The organism is Helicobacter sp. 23-1045, from assembly GCF_053654655.1.
In genome coordinates this window covers 25,659-45,948 of the sequence record NZ_JBSIUR010000001.1, presented here as the reverse complement: position 1 = coordinate 45,948, position 20,290 = coordinate 25,659, and the positions used below count along the sequence as shown (strand labels likewise).

Annotated in this window: 19 protein-coding genes; 11 read left to right on the top strand and 8 right to left on the bottom strand. The window is 42.1% G+C overall.

All coding sequences use genetic code 11. The features are described 5' to 3' along the window. Positions 1-2 precede the first annotated feature (2 nt). From ACWIUE_RS00280 to ACWIUE_RS00255, 6 genes are all read right to left on the bottom strand, one after another. A complete protein-coding gene (locus tag ACWIUE_RS00280; protein WP_454133809.1) occupies positions 3-623 on the bottom strand; it encodes a LutC/YkgG family protein in 621 nt (206 codons plus the stop codon). After that, the gene (locus ACWIUE_RS00275) at positions 616-2,073 is read right to left on the bottom strand and encodes a LutB/LldF family L-lactate oxidation iron-sulfur protein (RefSeq protein ID WP_454133807.1); all 1,458 of its coding nucleotides are present in this window, start codon (positions 2,071-2,073) and stop codon (positions 616-618) included. Before ACWIUE_RS00275 ends, ACWIUE_RS00280 begins: the two co-directional genes overlap by 8 nt. A 14-nt stretch (positions 2,074-2,087) precedes the next feature. Further along, positions 2,088-2,816 carry a (Fe-S)-binding protein gene (locus ACWIUE_RS00270; RefSeq protein WP_454133806.1) on the bottom strand — a complete coding sequence of 243 codons (729 nt, stop codon included), beginning with the start codon at positions 2,814-2,816 and terminating at the stop codon, positions 2,088-2,090. Positions 2,817-2,860: 44 nt separating this feature from the next. Then, the gene (locus tag ACWIUE_RS00265) at positions 2,861-3,367 is read right to left on the bottom strand and encodes a peptidylprolyl isomerase (protein ID WP_454133804.1); all 507 of its coding nucleotides are present in this window, start codon (positions 3,365-3,367) and stop codon (positions 2,861-2,863) included. 197 nt (positions 3,368-3,564) lie between these two features. Then, entirely contained in the window at positions 3,565-4,902 is a 1,338-nt protein-coding gene (gene purB / locus ACWIUE_RS00260) for an adenylosuccinate lyase (RefSeq protein WP_454133802.1), read from the bottom strand. 229 nt (positions 4,903-5,131) lie between these two features. Continuing rightward, positions 5,132-6,214 (bottom strand): hypothetical protein, encoded by a 1,083-nt coding sequence (locus ACWIUE_RS00255; protein WP_454133801.1) that lies wholly within the window; start codon positions 6,212-6,214, stop codon positions 5,132-5,134. A 14-nt stretch (positions 6,215-6,228) separates the two neighbouring features. On the opposite strand from ACWIUE_RS00255, the gene ACWIUE_RS00250 reads away from it, so the two are divergent. After that, positions 6,229-6,378, top strand: coding sequence for a hypothetical protein (locus ACWIUE_RS00250; RefSeq protein ID WP_454133799.1), 150 nt, complete (start codon positions 6,229-6,231; stop codon positions 6,376-6,378). Here ACWIUE_RS00250 and ACWIUE_RS00245 read toward each other — a convergent pair. Together ACWIUE_RS00245 and metE are read right to left on the bottom strand one after the other, a co-directional pair. Next, positions 6,371-6,580 (bottom strand): hypothetical protein, encoded by a 210-nt coding sequence (locus ACWIUE_RS00245; protein ID WP_454133797.1) that lies wholly within the window; start codon positions 6,578-6,580, stop codon positions 6,371-6,373. The genes ACWIUE_RS00250 and ACWIUE_RS00245 overlap by 8 nt on opposite strands. A gap of 40 nt (positions 6,581-6,620) precedes the next feature. Further along, positions 6,621-8,948, bottom strand: a complete 2,328-nt coding sequence (gene metE / locus ACWIUE_RS00240; protein ID WP_454133795.1) for a 5-methyltetrahydropteroyltriglutamate--homocysteine S-methyltransferase — start codon at positions 8,946-8,948, stop codon at positions 6,621-6,623. 158 nt (positions 8,949-9,106) lie between these two features. Between metE and ACWIUE_RS00235 the strand changes: the two genes are divergently transcribed. From ACWIUE_RS00235 to fdhD, 10 genes are all read left to right on the top strand, one after another. After that, a complete protein-coding gene (locus tag ACWIUE_RS00235) occupies positions 9,107-10,765 on the top strand; it encodes a hypothetical protein (RefSeq protein WP_454133793.1) in 1,659 nt (552 codons plus the stop codon). Continuing rightward, on the top strand, positions 10,762-10,953 hold the full coding sequence (locus ACWIUE_RS00230; protein WP_454133792.1) for a hypothetical protein: 192 nt from the start codon (positions 10,762-10,764) through the stop codon (positions 10,951-10,953). The genes ACWIUE_RS00235 and ACWIUE_RS00230 overlap by 4 nt, the downstream gene beginning before the upstream one ends. Then, positions 10,926-11,870, top strand: a complete 945-nt coding sequence (locus ACWIUE_RS00225) for a glycosyltransferase family 2 protein (RefSeq protein ID WP_454133790.1) — start codon at positions 10,926-10,928, stop codon at positions 11,868-11,870. Before ACWIUE_RS00230 ends, ACWIUE_RS00225 begins: the two co-directional genes overlap by 28 nt. A gap of 179 nt (positions 11,871-12,049) precedes the next feature. Further along, the gene (locus tag ACWIUE_RS00220) at positions 12,050-13,687 is read left to right on the top strand and encodes a 4Fe-4S dicluster domain-containing protein (protein WP_454133788.1); all 1,638 of its coding nucleotides are present in this window, start codon (positions 12,050-12,052) and stop codon (positions 13,685-13,687) included. Further along, positions 13,684-14,472 (top strand): TorD/DmsD family molecular chaperone, encoded by a 789-nt coding sequence (locus ACWIUE_RS00215; protein ID WP_454133787.1) that lies wholly within the window; start codon positions 13,684-13,686, stop codon positions 14,470-14,472. Before ACWIUE_RS00220 ends, ACWIUE_RS00215 begins: the two co-directional genes overlap by 4 nt. 96 nt (positions 14,473-14,568) lie before the next feature. Then, complete coding sequence (locus ACWIUE_RS00210; protein WP_454133785.1) at positions 14,569-14,778, top strand: twin-arginine translocation signal domain-containing protein; 210 nt, start codon at positions 14,569-14,571, stop codon at positions 14,776-14,778. A gap of 34 nt (positions 14,779-14,812) precedes the next feature. After that, positions 14,813-17,629 carry a molybdopterin-dependent oxidoreductase gene (locus tag ACWIUE_RS00205; protein ID WP_454133784.1) on the top strand — a complete coding sequence of 939 codons (2,817 nt, stop codon included), beginning with the start codon at positions 14,813-14,815 and terminating at the stop codon, positions 17,627-17,629. A 15-nt stretch (positions 17,630-17,644) separates the two neighbouring features. Beyond that, entirely contained in the window at positions 17,645-18,274 is a 630-nt protein-coding gene (gene fdh3B / locus ACWIUE_RS00200; protein WP_454133782.1) for a formate dehydrogenase FDH3 subunit beta, read from the top strand. A 24-nt stretch (positions 18,275-18,298) separates the two neighbouring features. Then, positions 18,299-19,330: a formate dehydrogenase subunit gamma gene (locus ACWIUE_RS00195; RefSeq protein ID WP_454133780.1), complete on the top strand. Its 1,032-nt coding sequence runs from the start codon at positions 18,299-18,301 to the stop codon at positions 19,328-19,330. Beyond that, positions 19,317-20,288: a formate dehydrogenase accessory sulfurtransferase FdhD gene (gene fdhD / locus ACWIUE_RS00190; protein ID WP_454133779.1), complete on the top strand. Its 972-nt coding sequence runs from the start codon at positions 19,317-19,319 to the stop codon at positions 20,286-20,288. Before ACWIUE_RS00195 ends, fdhD begins: the two co-directional genes overlap by 14 nt. Positions 20,289-20,290: the final 2 nt, after the last annotated feature.

Here is a 20,290-nt window from a genome sequence, read left to right as displayed (position 1 = left end):
TTCTACACCAAAATAATATACACAACCTGCGGTCCGTGCACACCAAACACCGTTTTTAGCTCAATATCCGCCGTCCGCGATGGACCGGCGATTAAAATCATATTGCTAGGCAGATTTTCGCCACGCAGTTTCGCAATGCCGTCCTTTATGCTTTTCACGATATTTTTGCGCTCCAAAATCGCAATGCAATTTTTGGTGATAAGAGACGCGAGGCGCGGACTATCCGCACTACTTGCCACGCCAATCACTCCAATATCCGCAATCCCGCAATCCGCCTTAATAATCGCCGTATCCGTGCTAAAAAGCGTATCGCGAATCTCATCTACGCTTTTATCATAAGCGGTGAGATTGAACTCATCTTTTAGCGGGGCGATGAGCAATTCTGCGCTTTTGGCGTAAATATTGCTTTTTGAACCCAAATCACGCAGAATCTGCGCCAAATCTTTTGTTAAATCGCTAGATTCTACGATAATGCCCTTATTTGCGACTTGCATTGCGATATATTCATCTATCAAATTGTCTTTTCCGTGCTTAATCTCTCCGCCATATTCGCGGACTGCGTCCCTTAATTTATTGCTTTGCAACGCGCTTTTTGCGCTATTTAAAATCGCCTCTTTACTCATAAATCACCCCCTGCATTTTTTTGACTTTTGAGTGTAAGTTCCCATCTAACTGCGGAAATGTGTGATTTTGCATCCACGCGCTTAATTCGGGATTTATCCTGCCAAAAATCGCTCCAAACTTGCCTAAAATCCCCACTAGCGAGTTTGCCACACGCCACTTAAATCCGCTAGTAGCGACATTTGCGAAAATCGCAAAGTTTCGCTTATCCCTTTCATTTCGCTTCACATTCGCATATCCTACCACGCCTTTGCGCCCCTGCCCCGCCTTTTCGCTTCGTAAATCTCTTATTAGCTCCGCTAGTGGGATTTTCACAGGGCATACTTCGCTACATCGCCCACACAAAGAGCATAGATTTAGCATTGGCGCGCAATTATCAATGCCAAAAATCTGCGGACTTACCACTTCGCCAATAGGACCGGGATAAGTCGTAAGGTAGGCGTGTCCGCCGATTTTATCATATACCGGGCAGTGATTTAGGCAAGTCCCACAGCGAATGCAACTCAAAGCGCGATAATAATGCGAATCTGCCAAAATTTTAGAGCGATTATTATCTAGCAAAATGATATGCACTTCTTTTGGTCCATCTAACTCGCCATTTTGGCGCGGGTGGGAGATGATATTATTATAGCAAGTGATATTCGCCCCTGTGGCACTTGGGACTAATAGCATATCTAAAATACTCGCATCTTCAAAAGATTCTACAATCTTTTCAATACCGCAAATGGCGATGTGAATATCACACGCAGTGGTGCTCATCCGCCCATTGCCTTCATTTTCAATTAGCCAAATCGCCCCTTCATTTGCGATGGCAAAATTCACGCCCGATAACCCAATCTTAAAATCCTTAAATTTTTGTCGCAGGTGCGTCCTTGCCACGCCATTTAGCGTTTCAATAGAGTCTGCGTCCTCTTTTTGCAAATTCGCATTTAATTTATTATTAAAAATATCTAACACCTCAAAGCGATTTTTGTGAATCGCAGGGACTACGATATGCACGGGCGGCTCATCGATTAGCTGAATTATAAGTTCGCCTAAATCCGTCTCTTTTGCGTCAATGCCGTGCTCTTTTAGATATTGATTTAGGTGAATCTCTTCACTCGCCATCGATTTGCCTTTTAAAATCATATTTGCATTATTTTTTTTCATCAAATCTAAAATCACCGCATTTGCTTCATTTGAGTCACTCGCCCAATGCACCTTAAAGCCATTTTTTATCGCATTTACTTCAAATCGCTCCAAAAGTTCAGGCAGTTTTGAAAGCGCGTTTTGCTTTACTTTGCGCCCCATCTCGCGTAAATTCTCCCAATTATTGTAGCGATTTGCGATGGTATTTTTACGATTTGTTTTTAGCGTGTGCATACTTGATTTGAGATTTTCTCGCATTTGCTTGTCATTTAACTTCTCATTTATGATTTTGTGATATTGCTCTTTTGAATGAAAACTACTCATAATCTCCCCCTTTTTTACAGCTCGATTCGCTCAGCGATAAAGTCATATAAATGCACCGCTTTCACGCTAACGCCATTTTTTGCCATCGCACCGCTGATATTTAGCAAACACCCCGCGTCCGCAGAGATGAGATACTCGACATTTCGCGCTTTTATATCTGCGATTTTCTCCATCACCATCGCTTTTGAAATCTCGGGCTCTTTTACCGAAAATGTCCCGCCAAATCCACAGCATTCTTCCTCTCGCTCTAACTCAACTAGCTCGACATTTTTTAGCTGACGAAGCAATGCCTTATTTGATGGGATACTATTTGCCACACGCAATGCGTGGCAGTTTGAGTGCCACGAAACGCGCGTCTTTGGCTTTTTGTCCTCGTATTGCACTTTTAGCTCTTTGTATAAAAATTCGCTTAATTCAAACACGCGATTTGAAAATTCTTTCACTTTTTCATAATCGCCACTATCGGCAAACAACTCCAAATAATCCACCTTCATCGCCCCAGCGCACGAGCCAGATGGGACGATTATGGGATATGGTTCGCTGAATAAATTTATGTTATGCAATGCGATTTTTTTGCTCTCATCATAAAATCCAGAATTTAGCGTGGGCTGTCCGCAACAAGTTTGGTCTTTTTTGAAAACCACTTCAACCCCCGCTTTTTGAAGTAACTTTATCGCATTTACGCAAGTGCCAGAATACGCCACCCCGCCTAAACAAGTGGCAAAAAAATAAACCTTTTTCATTTTCTCTCCCCCTTTTTAAAAGTCTAAAATTATATCAAAATGCCTTAATTTTTACGCAAAATCGCAACTTCCCTAATCTCGTCATTTTGCTTTATTAAATCAAGCACCGCAAAACTTTCATCATCGCTAATCGCCCCAAATGTCGTGTGTTCGCCATCCAAATGCGGGCAATCCACAAAGCAGATGAAAAACTGACTTCCGCCCGTATCTCGCCCCGCGTGAGCCATACTTATCGTCCCTCGCTTGTGCTTGTTTGGATTGCTTTTCACTTCGCATTTTATGCGATAGCCCGGACCGCCCGTCCCTGCAAGGCGCGGATTATCCTTGCTGTGCGGACAGCCACCCTGCGCCATAAATTTATCAATCACGCGATGAAACTTTAATCCTTCGTAAAATCCGCTATTTGCTAGTGCGATAAAGTTGCTGACCGCCTGTGGCGCGTCTTTATAAAAGAGCGTAAGTTTTATATCGCCCTTGTTTGTGCGAATAATCGCGCCATCATTTTTCGCCAAAAAATCATTGTCGATTTCATAAACTTTCAAATTTTCCATTTTGCCCCCTTAAAATTAAATGCCGTAATTTTAGCGATTTTTCGCAGAATCTGCGGATAATTTTAAAGTAGATTCTGCGAAAATGTGTAAAATTCGCAGAATCTTGGCGTGATTTTTATTTAGATTCTGCGATTTTTGTGTTAGATTCTGCCGCAGAATCTGCGTTGTTTTTTATTAGATTTTGCGATTCGCAGAATCTACACTCTATTCCCAAACACGCGCTTAAAAATCTTATCGACATTTTTTAAATAGTAGCCATAATCAAAGCACTCGCGGATTGATTCGGGCGACATTTTTGCGCTCAATTCGCTGTCATTTAGCAAATATTGCAAAAACAAACTCTCTCCACTCACATTTTTAGACGCTTTGCCATTTTGTAATGCTTCCCACACTTTCATCGCATTTCGTTGCACGATAGCATAAGATTCCTCGCGTGATAAGCCTTTTTTGGGGAGTTCTAATAGGATTCGTTGCGAAAAGACTAGTCCGCCTGTCAGCTCCAAATTTTTCATCATATTTTTGGGATAAACTACCAAATTTTTTAGCAAATCATTTAGGCGATTTAGCATAAAGTCAAGCGTGATAAACGCGTCAGGCAGGATAAATCGCTCCACACTTGAATGACTTATATCGCGCTCGTGCCACAAAGCGACATTTTCCATCGCAGGGATAGCGTAAGAGCGCAGGATTCGGCAAAGCCCCGTGATATTTTCGCTAAGCACGGGATTGCGCTTGTGTGGCATTGCGCTACTGCCCTTTTGCCCCTGCGCGAAGTATTCCTCACATTCATAAACCTCCGTGCGCTGAAAGTGGCGAATAGAGACGGCGATTTTCTCGCAGCTACTTGCAAGTAGCGCGATGTCGCACATTAGCCTTGCGTATCTGTCGCGTTGCACCACTTGATTGCTAACTTTGGCGCAATCTAGCCCCAAATTTTTGCATACGATTTCTTCAAGTTCGATGGGCGAATGCGCCATATTGCCCATCGCACCGCTGATTTTGCCAACTGATACGACTTGCAGAGTGCGTTTTAATGCGTCCAAATGCCGTCTAATCTCATCAAACCAAATCGCCACCACAAGCCCAAAAGTGATTGGTTCGCCGTGAATCCCGTGGCTTCGCCCCACCATAAGCGTATCTTTGTAAGTCATCGCCTTTTGCTCCAAAGTAGCCAACAGCGCGTCCAAATCATCAATGATTAGAAACAAACTATCGCGAATCTGCAACGCCACCGCCGTATCAATCGTATCGCTACTTGTGATTCCATAGTGAAAAAAGCGCGATTCTTCCCCTAACGAGTGCGCCACCGAAGTCGTAAATGCGATTAAATCGTGCTTTGTGATTTTTTCGATTTCCTCAATCTCATCAATGTCAAATTTCGCGTCCTTGCAGATTTTCTCCGCCGTATCATCATCGATGAATCCTAGCTCATTCCACCCGCGCACGACAGCCTTTTCGACTTCCAACCACGCATTAAACTTCGCCTTTTTGTTCCACTTTTTTTTCATTTCGTCTCTGGCGTATCGCTCAACCATTTTCGCCCCTTTTTGCTAAAAAAAATTATGAAATTATAGGCAATAAAGATTTAATTTTTGGTATATTTTGGTATAGATTCTGCGAATTGTGTTTGAATCGCAGAATCTGCGCTAGATTCTGCGATTTGCAGAATCTTGGATTGCCACGAAAATGCTACGCATTTTCTCGCAATGACGGATTTTTAAATGTTAGATTCGTGCGAAGCACCGCACTTGCAAATCCACAAATCTATCTAAAATTTTTACACATTGTCTTAATATACGCAGAATCTAAAATCGCCCTATCGATTACCACGCCAATATCCTCGCTCTGCCACTCTTTTAGCGCAATCCACTCGATATTTTGCGCGACAAATTTACGGACATCTTTTTGATATGGGAAGTGCAGTTGCGTTAGCTCGTGGGTGATTTTGCGATTGGTGTGTGGTTTTGGCGTCTCAAAATAGCCGATTTTATTTTCTACGCCCCAGCGTTGCATTGTTTGCTTAAATGTTAAATTGATATTTTTTAGCATTATGAAATCGCCTTGTGCGCGAGATTTTTGCGTCCTTTTGTCAATCAAAATCTCTTTGCCATCATAATACACATTTAGCAGGTTTAAAATCAGCATATCCCACGCATTTTGGGGCAGATAAAAGCTTTTATAAACTTTATCAGGCAGATAAATATGGTCGCAGTCGATTTTGATTAGCCACTGCCCCTTTGGAATCACACTCAAAACATAATTATAATACATATAGAGCTTGTTTTCTTTGCGTTTTGGCGTGTAAATATCCACGCTGTGCGGATATTTCACAGGGATAAAGCTAGGGAATTTCGCGCAAAAATCTAGGATAATCGCTTCGCTCCCATCATCGCAGTCATTATAGCCAACTACGCCACGCTGAAAGGCTGGGAGAATGCTATAAAGGCTAGATTCTAGCGTGTGGGCTTCGTTTTTTACGCGGATATACGCCCACGGATTGCGAGGCGAATCGAGCCTTTGTGCGTCATCATCAAAATCAAAATATCCGCTGTGCGTGCGTTTTGTGTGGGCTTGTGAGGATAAGATTTGCAAATCTTTTAGCGATAGATTTTTGTGACTTGGGGGGGGGGATTTATAGATTTTGCAATGCAATGCGTAAAAATCTAGCGGTGATTTTTTAGAAATTTGCGCCAAAACTTCGCGTGGCACGAAAGAATCGCTTTTGCTTAATGGAATAAAAATCTCGCCAAAGCCAAATTTGTCCCTCAACGCCAAACGCCATTTTTTACTTGGTATCAAAGCACATAACACTTTCATAATCAATTTTCTAATAAAATATTCAAACATTTTTTGCCTTTTTTATGTTTAAGATTCTGCGAATTGTGTTTGAATCGCAGAATCTCGCACGAAAATCGCAGAATCTGCCCCCCCCCAATTCGTCATTGCGAGATTTGCCAAAGGCAAATCGCGGCAATCCAAAAAACAAAATAGATTCTGCGAATTTTATCTGATTCGCAGAATCTTGGATTGCCACGATTTTGCTTCGCAAAATCTCGCAATGACGAAATGTTTTAGATTCACACGCGATTCGCTAAATCGCGTAAAATCTACAATCGAAGTAATGGCGGTGTGGCTTTGTGCCGTTTTTGCGTGAAACAAGCGAGATAGAACTTGGGGGTTCATCGAGCGAAGTTTTATGCGAAAACGGCGCAAATTGCATACCCCAGAACAAATTGCCCCACCGCAAGAATCTCTATTGCCTAACGACCTTCACCGCCTCTACCATATTTTTTAAGCTCGGACGCACTTCCTCCCATTTGCGCGTCTTTAGTCCGCAGTCTGGGTTTATCCATAGTTGGCTTTGTGGCAGGACTTCGAGCAATGCCTTAATCTGTGCTACGATTTCCTCAATGCTAGGGATTCTAGGGCTATGAATGTCATACACGCCCGGTCCCACTTCGTTTGCATAGCCCACGCTTTTAAAGACTTTGAGCAATTCATTACCACTTCGCGCCGTTTCAATGCTTATCACATCTGCGTCCAACGCCTCGATTGTCTTAATAATGTCGTTAAACTCGCTATAACACATATGCGTGTGAATCTGCGTTTCGTTTTTTGCCACTGCGGTGGAGATTTTAAAGGATTCTAACGCCCATCGCTCATATTCTTTGATATTTTCCGCGCGCAATGGATAGCCCTCTTTAAACGCCGCTTCATCGACTTGAATGATTTTCACCCCTGCGTTTTGCAAGTCGTTGATTTCATCAGCGATGCCTAGCGCGATTTGCTTACACACCGCTTCACGCGCCAAGTCATCGCGCACAAAGCTCCAATTTAGAATGGTAACTGGACCTGTCAGCATACCTTTCATTATCTTGCTTGTGAGGCTTTGAGCGTAGGTTATCCACTCCACCGTCATAGCCTTTGGGCGCGCCACATCGCCATAGATGATAGGGGGCTTCACGCAACGGCTACCATAGCTTTGCACCCACGCATTTTTGCTAAATACAAAGCCCTCCATTTGCTCGCCAAAATACTCCACCATATCGTTGCGCTCTGGCTCGCCGTGCACAAGCACATCTAGCCCCACTTCCTCTTGGAATCGCACGCAATCAATGATATATTCTTTTATGCCCTTTTCATAGTCGCTTTGGCTTATCTCGCCTTTTTTATACCCTAGTCGCAATGCGCGGAGTTCAGGCGTTTGCGGGAAGCTCCCGATGGTGGTGGTGGCGAGGTTTGGATAGCCTAAAATTTCGCGTTGAATCTTAATGCGCTCTTTAAATTTTAAATCGCGCTCTTTTTTGCTTATCCCCGCCACGCGCTCGCGGATTTTTGGATTATTTGTGAGGGTGGATTTTGCGCGTGAGAGGTTTGCCTGCTTATTTTGCTCCCAAGCGGATTTTGTCTCATTTGTAACGCCATTTCTAAACACAGCGTTTAACAGCACGATTTCGCTTAGTTTTTCCTCTGCGAAGCTTAGCCAAGAGAGGATTTCAGCGGGGATTTTGCCACTCTCTTCGCCAACCTTGCTAAAAGGCGTGTGAAGCAATGAACAAGAGGACGAAACTACGATACGCTCTTTTGGGATTTTTTGGGCGATTTGTTCTAAGAGCGCGAGTTTAGATTCTAAATTTGCCACCCAAATATTGCGCCCATCAATTACCCCTGCAAAAAGCACTTTATCGCTTTTGGCTATGGACTCAAGCGAGTCAAAATTCTTAGCACCTGTTAAAAAATCTAATCCTATGCCATAGATTTTAGTGTCAAGCAAGATTTCGGTGAGTTCCTTGCTATGCTCAAAAAATGTGCTTACGATTGCTTTTACGCCCTTTTCGCTGATAGAATCATAAATGCACTTAATTGCGCTCCCGCCTTTACCGCATTCTAACCCAAAGATTCGCTCATCAAACCCGCGCACAAAGATTGGTTCGCTAAATTCGATGATGATTTCATCACCTTTTAGCCCCGCGACAATCTCATCGATTAAGTCCAAATACGCGCCTTTTAGCTTTTTGAAAATCGCGTGAGAGTCGCCACTTTGGATTTTGCTGAGCGCAAAAAAGCTAAAAAGCCCAATAAGATTGATTTTTGGCGTGTGCCCTAGCGATTTTGCCTCTTTAACTTGCGCGATTATGCCACTTGCGTCCGCGTGGTAGCTGTCATTTTCGCTTAGTTCTGGCACGACATAGTGATAGTTGGTGTTAAACCACTTTGTCATTTCGCACGCCACGCCGTTTTTATGCCCCCTCGCTAGGGCGAAGTAGCCCTCTAATCCGCTTAGATTTGCAAATCTTGCGGGCTTTGCGCCAAGCGCGTAGGCTAAATCTAGCACATTGTCATAGAAGCTAAAATCATTGACACAGACAAAATCTAGTCCTTTTGGGGCGTTTGCGCCACTTGTGCCAAAACCCGCATTTGCTTGTAACGCCCAATGCTTTTTGCGCAAGTCTTTTGCGACATTTTGCAAGTCGCCTTCGCTACTTTTGCCACTCCAAAATGATTCTAATGCCTTTTTTAATTCTCTATTTTGCCCGATTCGCGGGAATCCTAAAATGTTTGTTTGAGGTGTTTTACTCATTGATAAATCCTTAAAATTTGATTTTGAAAAAATGCGGAATTTTACAATATCATATTGTATTTGTCAATATTTACAAAAGTTGCCAAAAATTGCAATATTTTTTTTAAGAAAATTTCACTACAATTCGCGTTTTTAAAATTTTTATAAAAGGAAATTATATGGAAAAAATCGTAAATAGGGGGGGGCAGAAACATAATGTAAAAATCGCAGAATCTGCCCAAAAATCCCCAGATTCTGCGAATCGCCCAAAAATCGCAGAATCCACCCAAAACAAAGCATTTATCGCATTTTGCATTTTTGTCGCGCTATATTTGGCAAATATGATTTATCGTGCAAATTTTGGCATTATTGATGACCACACTTTGCTATCCACGCTTCATCTTGGGGCAAATATTCCACCTTCGATAATGCCAGAAATCGGGCGATTTTTCCCGCTAAATGCGCTTGATTTAAATATCATAAGCAAGTTTTTTGGTATCAATGCAAGCGTATTTTACGCATTTAGCGCATTTGGAGCACTTGTGCTAATAATCTGCCTTTATCGCACTTTGAATTATTATCTAAACTCGCTTTTAACAATGCTAATAATAACTGCATTTTTATGCACGCCTGCCTTTATTACGGCGTTTTTGCGATTATTTGTGCCTGAGAAATTTGAAAGCATATTTTTTGGCATTTTTCTTATTTGCTATATTTATTTTTTAAGGCAAAATAGCAAGTTTAGCGCGCTAATTGCCATAATCTCCGCAACCATCGCACTTTATTATAAAGAACCAGCATTTATTATGCTTGGCGGATTTGCATTTTTTCATTTTATTTTTAGTTTCAAAACAAGCACTTTGTGGCAAAAAATATTAGATATTTTGCTTTGCATTAGCGCATTTATTTGGATTGTGGCGTATTATTTGATTGTCATCGCAAATAAAAGCACAAGCGGAAATTACGGCGATACGCCTTATAATCAACTCATTGTCTTTGCAAAAATTTCGCTAAATTATCTTTTAACCGAACCATTTTTATTTATTGGCGTTTTTGGAGTTGTTGCGTATAGAATCTATCTTGTAGTTTATAAAAAAGAGCAAATAAATGCCCTTTTAGATGCGCTTTTGCTTGGGGCGATGCTATATTTATTGGCGTATTTGGTGCTTAAAATCTACTCATTTCATTATCCGCTTCCAGCGTATATTTTCGCACTTTTGCCACTTGGATATTATTTTTATACCTATTTTAGGGCGAAGTTTGTAAAAATTATTTTTTATATTTGCATTATTTTATATGCGCTAAATGCCTTCCCTTCGTTTTTATATCAACTAAATCACTACAAAGCAGTGCCAAATAATTTCGCCGCCACCATATCTTTTTTAGGCAATTATTTATCGCAAAATCCGACTACAAACATTTATTTAGAGGGCGTAAATCGCGCAAGTGGCGTTGAGGTTTATCATAGTTTTGCGAAAAATTTGGTGCATTTGGGGCACAGCGAATTTGATTTATTAAGCGATATTGGCGTTGATAATATTTTGCTTGGAAAAAGTGATGCAGATTCTGCGTATAGCGTGTTTAAAAGCAATGCAATAGTTGAGAAAAAAAGCGGTGATTTGGTGGTTTTAACGTCATTTAATACGCGTGAATTTAAGGGCGCAGAATCTTATGAGTTGCTTTTCACAAGCACACAAGGATTTAACTTGCCCTTGCTAAACATCAAATCAATGCTAAAAATCATCGCACTAAAATTTGTCGGCGAAAATAGCGAGGTGATTTTAGCAAGCAATGTTTATGCACTGCCGATACATTTTAGCGTGTATAGAGTGAAATGATGAAGCGAAAAAATCTAATATTTTGCAATAAAATCGCAGAATCTGCGCCAGATTCTGCGAATCGCACAAATTTTGGAGATTCTACGCCAGATTCTGCGCCAGATTCTGCAATCCCCCCCCCCCAATTTATAAAGACAAAAAACCCATTTTGGCGATTATTGTGCCATTTTATAATGAAAAAGAAATAATTCTTAAAAGTTTGGAGCAGTTTTATGGAAAATTGCAATCTTTGCAAAACAGCGTAGATTCTGCGAGTTTTATCGTATTTGTCGATGATGGAAGCACTGATGGGGGCGTGATTTTACTAAAAAATGCAATTGCTTGTTTGCAAAATATCGTTTTAGTTTCGCTTACCAAAAATAAAGGTCATCAAAATGCCTTGCTTTGCGGATATGAATTTGCTAGTGATAAATGCGATTGCGCTATTAGTATCGATTGCGATTTAGAGCAAGATATTGATAAAATTCAACATTTTTTAGATGCGTATAATCGCGGAAATGACATCGTTTTTGGCGTAAGGGAGGATAGAAAAAGCGATGGATTTTTTAAGAAATTTAGCGCAAATTGCTTTTATAAACTAATGGCATTTTTGGGTGCGAAAATCATCAAAAATCACGCAGATTATAGACTTCTTAGCAAAAAGGCATTGCAGTTAATCTCGCAATACAAGGAAGTAAATCTCTTTTTGCGTGGGATTGTTTTGGATTTGGGATTAAAAAGTGAAGTTGTTTATTTCGGCACAAAAAAGCGAGTGGCGGGGAAAAGTAAATATAATTTAGCAAAGATGCTTAAACTCGCACTTGATGGCATTACTAGTTTTTCAAGTGTGCCTTTGCGTGGGATTTTCATCGCTGGGATTGGCATATCGCTATTAAGCGCAATGCTTGGAATCTATGGAATTTTTGTGGCGATTTTTACAGATTCTGCGCTTCCGGGATGGGCGTCAATTGTGGTGCCGATTTATTTTTTAGGCGGAGTTCAAATGCTGTCACTTGGAATTATTGGCGAATATATTGGGAAAATTTATAATGAAAGCAAAAAACGACCACGATACAGCATAAAAGAGATTGTCGATAAGCGATTAGATTCTGCGAAAATGCGCTAGATTCTGCGATTTATGGCAAAACGCAGAATCTGCGTTAAGATATTTTTGCAAAAACGCCAATTTTAATTACTTTTTGTGATATGTATTTTTTTATATAACTAAAATCGTGGCGTGTTAAGATTTAAACAATTATTTTTTGCCTAAAATGCGACTTATGATTTAAAGATTGTGGGGAATAAATGGATTTTCAGATTTCTAGCATTTTGGGCGCAAATACCAAAAGCGATATAGCGGTGGATAACACGCTTCTTATCGTGGGAAATAGCGATTTGGCGTGGGATTTTGCGAATGAAAATAGCGATAAATATAAAATTCAAATTTTGCCTTTTATAAGCGATTACAGCGGGAGTTTGGGGGATTTTCGTGTGAGTTTTGGCGAATCTGGCGCAAGTTTGCGTGAATCTATGATAGATTCGCCTAAATTTGACACAGATTCACACGAATCGCAGGGCGAATCTAGCGTAGATTCGCACGAATCCAAAAATCAAACTTTCGCACAAATCGCCTTTTTTAGCACATTTGACAAAAACAAAAAACCACAATTAGGCATCCATTTTGTAAGCGATTATGAAAATAATGAAGCATTATGCGATGAAATTGACGCACTCATCGGGGATTTTAGCTTTGAAAAAACCATTTTGTTTGATGAGAAAAAATGTCAATATTTTCACAGAGACAAAACAGAATTTGCCTACTGCAAGGACTGCGTGGCGCTCTGTCCTACGATGGCAATTAGCGCAAATGACGCAAAACGCGAACTGATTTTTTCGCAGGTGGATTGTGTGCTGTGCGGTAAATGCGTGGCAGTTTGCCCAAGTGGCGCGATGAATAAGGCAAATGCAACGCTTACAAATCTCAATAAGGCGTTGAAATATTTTAAGGGCAAAATCGCCGTTGTGTGCGAGAGTGAAGGCGATTTTGAAAAGTTTAGCGCGAATCTAAAAAATGCAAAAGATTCGCCACAAGACGAATTTGCCGAATTTTTACCACTTATTTTGCCAAGTGTGAATTTGCTAAACGAAGTCTATTTGCTTTCTATTTTGCAAGAGAGTGGGCGAATCTGCGTCCTTTTTGGCGAAATAGATTCGCATTTAAAAGAATGCGTAGAATTTATAAATGAGCTTTATAAGCGTGTGGTGGGGCAAAAGGCAGTATTTATCGCAGAATCTGCCCCAATTTCGCAAGATTCTGCGAATTTGCAGAATGTGGATTGCCACGAAGTCGTGCCGACTTCTCGCAATGACGAATTAAGCGCAGAATCTTCGCATTTGCCACATTATCATTATGAAATTAGCGACAATGAATTTTTGCGTCAAACTTTCGCAAATCGTGTGCGATTCTTAACCAAAGAGCGCGATTTTGGAGTGCTTGAAAATAGCGCAAATCTAATCTACACGGACTTAAAAATCAACGCAGACAAATGCACACTTTGCAATGCCTGCGTTGAATCCTGCAACACACGCGCCTTAATCAACTCAAAGGACAGCTTTGCACTTCTACTAAATCCATCGCTTTGCACGGCGTGCGGATATTGCGTGGATACTTGCGCAGAAAACTGCCTTGAAATTAGCTTAAAAGGCTATGGCTTAAATGAAACTTTCCTAAATTACAGGGTTTTAGCGCAAGATGAGCCTTTTAAATGCGTAGAGTGCGGGACAATCTTTGCGACAAATAAAGCGATAAATAAAGTCAAAGGCATTTTAAGCCCCGCATTTATGGGCGATTCAACCAAATTAAAATCGTTAGAATGTTGCGAAAAATGCAAGGTAAAAATTATGTTTGAAAAATCCACAAATTTCGTAGGCGGTGCGAATTGAAACGAGTTTTGCAACCAAAAAATCACGCGCAAGTCGGTTCAAATTCTGCGCTAAATTTCGGGCTAAATCAAGCTCGTGCGCTTTATTATGACTTTTTTGCGGGATTTTTTTTGTTTGAGCTATTAGATTCGCGTTTTGATTTATTTCAAAAGCAAATAGATATTTTGGCGATTTCACCGCTAAATGAAGCGGATTTAGCGCATTTTACCGCGCTTAAAAGCTACCTTAAAAATACAAGTTTGGCGGATTTGAAGCGCGAATATTCGCAAACTTTTGATATACCCTTTGGCGCAAGTGGTGGCAATTTAGCGAATAAAAACGCAGAATCTAAAAACGCAGAATCTAGCGCGGATTTTGATGAATCCGCCGAATTTGAGCGACTTCACAAAACGCTAAACGCCCTCCCAAAAGGGCAGATTTTTCTCTACCTGTCGCATTATGTCGAGGGTTGCTTAAATGGAGCGAGTTTGCTAAAAGCAAAGCAGCTAGTCAAACAAACGCGCTTTCGCCTAAATAGCGATGGATTCAAAGAGAGCGAAGAGCATTTTGGCTTTTTGCTACTTTTTATGCGGTATTTGTTGCAAGATTCGTGTGAAAACACAAATTTACTCAAATCTAGCGCGGATTCGAGCGTGAATCCAAACGCATTTTTCAATGAGTGCCTGCGCCCGATGGCATCAATTATCGCAGATTTGCTAATAAAACGCGATGATTTGCCTTGCTATTATCACATAGGCGCGATTTTGGCGCATTTTATTGCATTAGAGGAGGAAATATGTAGTTAGGAAAATTGCGATATTTTCGCTCAAATTTTTGGATTGCCAAAGATTTGCGCGAGAGTATCAAAACTCTTAAATTTCAAAAGTAAAGGAGATTTCACAATGTCAAAGCATATTAGCGCAACTTCGCGCAGAAACTTTGTCAAAGCAGCCGCGTTTGGCGGTGCGGTAGTGGCGGTAGGCTCACTTGCTGGTTGCTCTAAAAAAGGTGAGGCGCAAAGCGCGGTAATCAAAGGCAAAAGCAAAAAGCAAGAGATTTTGTATCGAGGCGATACAAAACATTGGCAAGCGTATTTTGAAGTCGCAAAATAGGGCGATTCACAACAAATAAAAGGGAGAGAAAATTATGAGTGAAATTAAGACAAATTCACGCCGTTCATTTCTAAAATTCTCCGCATTAGCTGGTGTAGCTGGGATTAGCGGGGCATTTGGCGATGATAGTGAACGTGTGATTAGACAGGCAAAAGAGAGTGAGTTAAAGCAAAAATACACCGACATTCAGCGCATTAAAACGATTTGCACGCACTGCTCGGTGGGGTGCGGAATCATCGCCGAAGTAAAAGACGGCGTGTGGGTGCGACAAGAACCCGCGCAAGACCACCCAATTTCTTTGGGCGGACATTGTTGCAAGGGCGCGGATTTAATCGATAGGGCACGAAGTGAGACTAGACTTCGCTATCCTGTGGAAAAAGTCGGCGGACAATGGCAACGCGTTAGCTGGGAAGATTCGATGGATAAGATTAGCAAAAAGTTAATGCAGATTCGCGATGAGAGCGGACCTGATGCGGTTATGTTTATCGGCAGTGCGAAGTGCTCAAATGAGCAGATTTACTATATCCGCAAGTTTTTGGCATTTTTTGGGACAAATAATTTAGACCACTGCAATCGCGTTTGCCACTCGCCAACGGTGGCAGGTGTGGCAAATGTCTTTGGCTATGGCGGTATGACAAATCATATCGCCGATATGATGTTTTCAAAATATATTCTAATCATCGGCGCAAATCCCGCTGTGAATCACCCCGTCTCAATGGTGCATATTTTGCGCTCAAAAGAGAGAGGTTGTAAGCTTGTGTGCGTAGACCCGCGATTCACCAAAACGGCTGCAAAATGCAATGAATTTCATCGAATCCGAAGCGGGACAGACATTGCCTTTGCCTATGGGCTTTTGCACCATATCATTAAGCGCAAACTTTATGATGAAAAATATCTAAAAGAGCGCGTGGATGGCTATGAGGAAATCATCAAAGAAGCGATGAAATTCCCGCCTGAAGAAGTGGCGGATATTACGGGCATACCAGCGGATTCGATTCGCCATATTGCAGAAGAGATGGCAAGGGCAAAACCCGCTTGCATTATTTGGAATCAAGGGCTTACACAGCACACCACCGCTAGCTCAAATACGCGCATTATGCCTATTTTGCAAATGTTTTTAGGTAATATTGGCAAAAACGGCGGGGGTGTAAATATCTTGCGCGGACACGATAATGTGCAAGGGAGCTCCGATATGGGCGCAAATCCCGACATTTTGCCCGGATACTATCCGCTGACAGAAGCGAATTGGCGACATTTTGCAAAGCATTGGTATGTGGATTATGAGTGGCTAAAAGGGCGATTCAAAAGCAAAGAGATGATGGAAAAGACGGGCTATGCGATTACGACTTGGAAATTCAATATCACAGAATCTGAAAATATCGCAAACAATGGCGGTGCGAAGATTCGCGCACTTGTGGTGATTGGCACGGGGATGACGACTTCTTCGCTACTTCATTTGCATCAACAAGCACTAAATGAAATGGAGCTAGTGGTGTTTATCGACCCTTATGTGAATGATTTTGCCGTGTATTCAGATAGAAAAGATGGCATTTTTTGTTTGCCAGCGGCAAGTCAAATGGAGACAAGCGGTTGCCTAGCTGCGACAAATCGTAGCTATCAGTGGCGAAGCAAAGTCATTGAGCCGATGTTTGAATGTCGCCCCGATGAGGAAATACTCTTTGATTTTGCGAAAAGAATGGGCTTTTTGGAGGAATATCAACGCGCCCTTTATGAAAATGCAAAAAAAGATGGGAGGGATAAATTTATATGGCCAGATGACGCGACAACGGAGCTAACGCAAAGTATTCGCTCCATTGGTTTGCAAGGGATGAGCGCGAAACGACTAAAAGCACATCAAGAAAATTGGCATTTGTTTGATAAAGTAACGCTTGAAGGCAAGGGACCATTTAAGGGCGAATATTACGGCTTGCCGTGGCCTTGTTGGAGTGATAAGCATTCAGGGACGCCTGTATTTTATGATGATACAAAGCCTGTAATGCGCGGCGGAATGGGCTTTCGAGTGAATTGGGGTGAAAAAAGCCAAGCCACAGGCAAATCTATGCTCTCACCGCATAAATTGCCAAATGCAAAAGTGGCTGGACACCCACCTGTAAGTGCTGAAAATATCGAATCTTTGGGCGCAAAACTCACTAAAAGCGAAAAAGAAGCGATTAAAGGACACACCGCAACAATCGGCTTTGGCAATAATATTTTGGCGGAGAAAGCACTTGAAGCGGGACTTTGCCCCTATGGCAATGGCAAGGCAAGGGCTGTGGCGTGGAATTATTATGACAAAATACCGCTCCATAGAGAGCCACTGCATTCATTTAGGGGCGATTTGGTGGATAAATATCCTAGCTTCCCCGATAAAAAAGACCATTTTAGGGCAAATATCAAATATCGCTCACGCCAAAAAGAAAAAGATTGGGTAAAAGAATATCCTATCAATATGCTTTCAGGGCGAATGGTAGCACATATGGGGACGGGAGCTGAGACTAGAAGCGCGAAATATTTGGCAGAAGTGGAGGGCGATATGTTTGCGGAGATTCACCCTGATAAAGCCGCTGAGCTAAATATCAAAAACGGCGATTTGATTTGGATACACGGCACGATGGATACAAAAATCCTAGTCCCCGCCAAAATCTCGCGCAGAGTGGATTATAACAGCATTTGGCTACCACAAAATTTCTCTGGTATGGACCAAGGCAAATCGCGCTTAGATTTATATCCAAAAGGCACAGAGCCCTATGCGATAGGCGAATCGGCAAGTATGGTTAGTAGCTATGGATTTGACTACAACACCGCGTGTCCTGAATCTAAAAGCGGTTTGTGTAGAATCGAAAAAGCATAATTTAAGGGGGATAAAATGAATGAAGAAATGTTTGGATTAAACGAATCTCCGCATACGCGGGTGAAATTTTACTGCGATGAAAATCGCTGTATTGATTGCCACGGCTGTGATGTGGCTTGTAAAGAAGCGCATCATTTGCCTGTGGGCGTGAATCGTAGGCGCGTTGTCGTGCTAAATGAGGGCATTGTGGGCGCAGAAAAGGCGATTTCAATCGCTTGTATGCACTGCGCAGACGCACCTTGCGCGAAAGTTTGCCCTGTGGATTGCTTTTATATCCGTGCTGATGGGATTGTCCTGCACGATAAAAAAACTTGCATTGGTTGCGGATACTGCCTTTATGCTTGTCCGTTTGGCGCACCGCAATTCCCCAAAAGTGATGTTTTTGGCTCACGCGGCGCAATGGATAAATGCACATTTTGCGCTGGGGGGCCTGAGGAAACGCATAGCGATGAGGAAATGCGCCTTTATGGGCAAAATCGCATTGCAGAGGGCAGAGTCCCAGCGTGTGCGGCTATGTGTAGCACAAAAGCATTGCTTGCAGGCGGTAGCGAAGCGGTAAGCGCGATAATCCGTGAGCGCGTCTCATACAAAGGCAGTGGCGCACCTGTGATTCCATACTCGTGGCAAAAAGCCTATAATGACTAATTTCGCGGAGTGTGGCTTATGAAAATGAAATTTTTTGGTGTGAATCTTTTGTGTGCGATTTTTGTGCTACTATTTGCCCCAAATATCGCTTTGGCAGATGCGGAAAATAGCGATTTTCACACGATTGATTTGGGATACAATAAAAATATTTATGGCGTAAAACAAATCGAAGCGATTAAAAATTGGGGGCTAAATACGCAGACTTCGGGCGTTATTAGCGATTCGGTGTTATCAAATAATGGCGTTAGCATTGATAGGCTAAATAATGGTGAAAAAATCAGCGGGATTCGCGCGTGGAATGGGCTTGGCGAACTCTTCACTATTTTGCAAGAAAAATATTTTGCGGTGGTTTTTTTGTGTATTGTGCTATTTCTCCCGCTTGCGTTTTTGGGGCATAATAAGATGATTGGCGCAAGGCATTACAATCACAACTCAAAAATCAAAGTTTTTAGCAAATACAATATTTTGGTGCATTGGTTTGCCGCTGTGCCGTGTATGATTATCTGCGTAACGGGGCTTATGATGGTTTTTGGTGCGTATTTGGGCGGTGGTGCGCTTGTGCGATTTGCAAGGGATTTGCACGGGCTTTGCACGCCCATTTTTGCGGTATTTGGGACTTTGATGTTTTTGATGTGGATAAAAGACTGCCTTCCAAAGTGGCACGATGCAAAGTGGGCGATGATAATGGGCGGATATTGGGATAAAACAGACCGCTTAATCCCCGCGCATAAATTCAACGCAGGGCAAAAAGTGTGGTTTTGGGTGGCGTCATTTGGCGGGATTGTGATGGTGGCAACGGGCGCGCTTATGTTTTTTCAGCCTGTGGATATTAACACTTTGCGCCTAACTGCGATGATACACAATGTCGTGGGGATGGCGTTTTGGGGGATGCTAATCACGCATATTTATATGGCGGTATTTGCGATTGAAGGGGCGTTAGAGGCGATGATAAGCGGAAATATGAGCGAGGAAGAGCTATCGATGCTACATAGCATTTACTATGATGAGCTAAAAACTAATGGCAAATTAGAGGGAATGCGAGTTGCCGTGCATTAAAGATTCTGCGAAATGTGAAGATTCTGCGGTAGATTCTGCGATTTGTGAAGATTCTGCTGTGGATTTTGCGAATTATGGCGGAAAAAACGCAGAATCTGCGATGGATTTTGGGGGAGATTCTGCGTTTTGCGAGGATTCTGCGATTTTCGTAGAATCTAGCGAGTTTGTTTTGCAAGTGCCGATTTTGCGTGTAAATAGCGCAGATTCTGCGATAGATTCTGCGACAAACTTCACAAACAAGAGCGATTTCATCATCAAAGAAGAGCGCGTTAGCTTTTATCTAAATGGCAGTAAAATCATCTCTACGATGTGTCTGCCAAGCGACCAAGATGCGCATATTTTGGGCTTTTTGTTTAATGAAGGCGTGATTGAAACTTATAGCGATGTGAAAAGCATAAAAATCGCGCAGGACGGGCTAAGCGTCCTTATGGAGGCAAAGATAAATGAAGCAAATATCGCAAATCTATACCACGAAAAAACGCTTACTTCGGGCTGTTGCGTGGGGGTTAGCGCGAATTTTGAGGGGCGGATTTTGCAAAAATTTGTCAGCTCCAAGGCGCGATTTAGCATTGAATTTTTAAGCCAAAAAATCGCAGAGTTTGAGAGAGAAAGCGAGCTTTTTAATCTCACAGGTTGCGTTCATAAAGTGATGATTTTTTGTGGCAATCGCGCCTTTGTTAGCGAAGACATAGGGCGACACAACGCGCTTGATAAGGCAATCGGCAAGGCGATTATGTCGGGAGCAGATTTGAGTGGCGCGGTGCTAATTGTAAGCGGGAGGCTCTCAATGGAGATGGTGATAAAATGCGCGATGAGTGGCATTCCGCTAGTTATCTCACGCGCCGCAACCACTGCGCTAGGCATAAAATCTGCCCTAAAATTAGGCATAACTTTGATAGGCTTTGCGAGAAATGGGAAGCTAAATATTTACACACACAAAGGGCGAATTATCCTATAAAT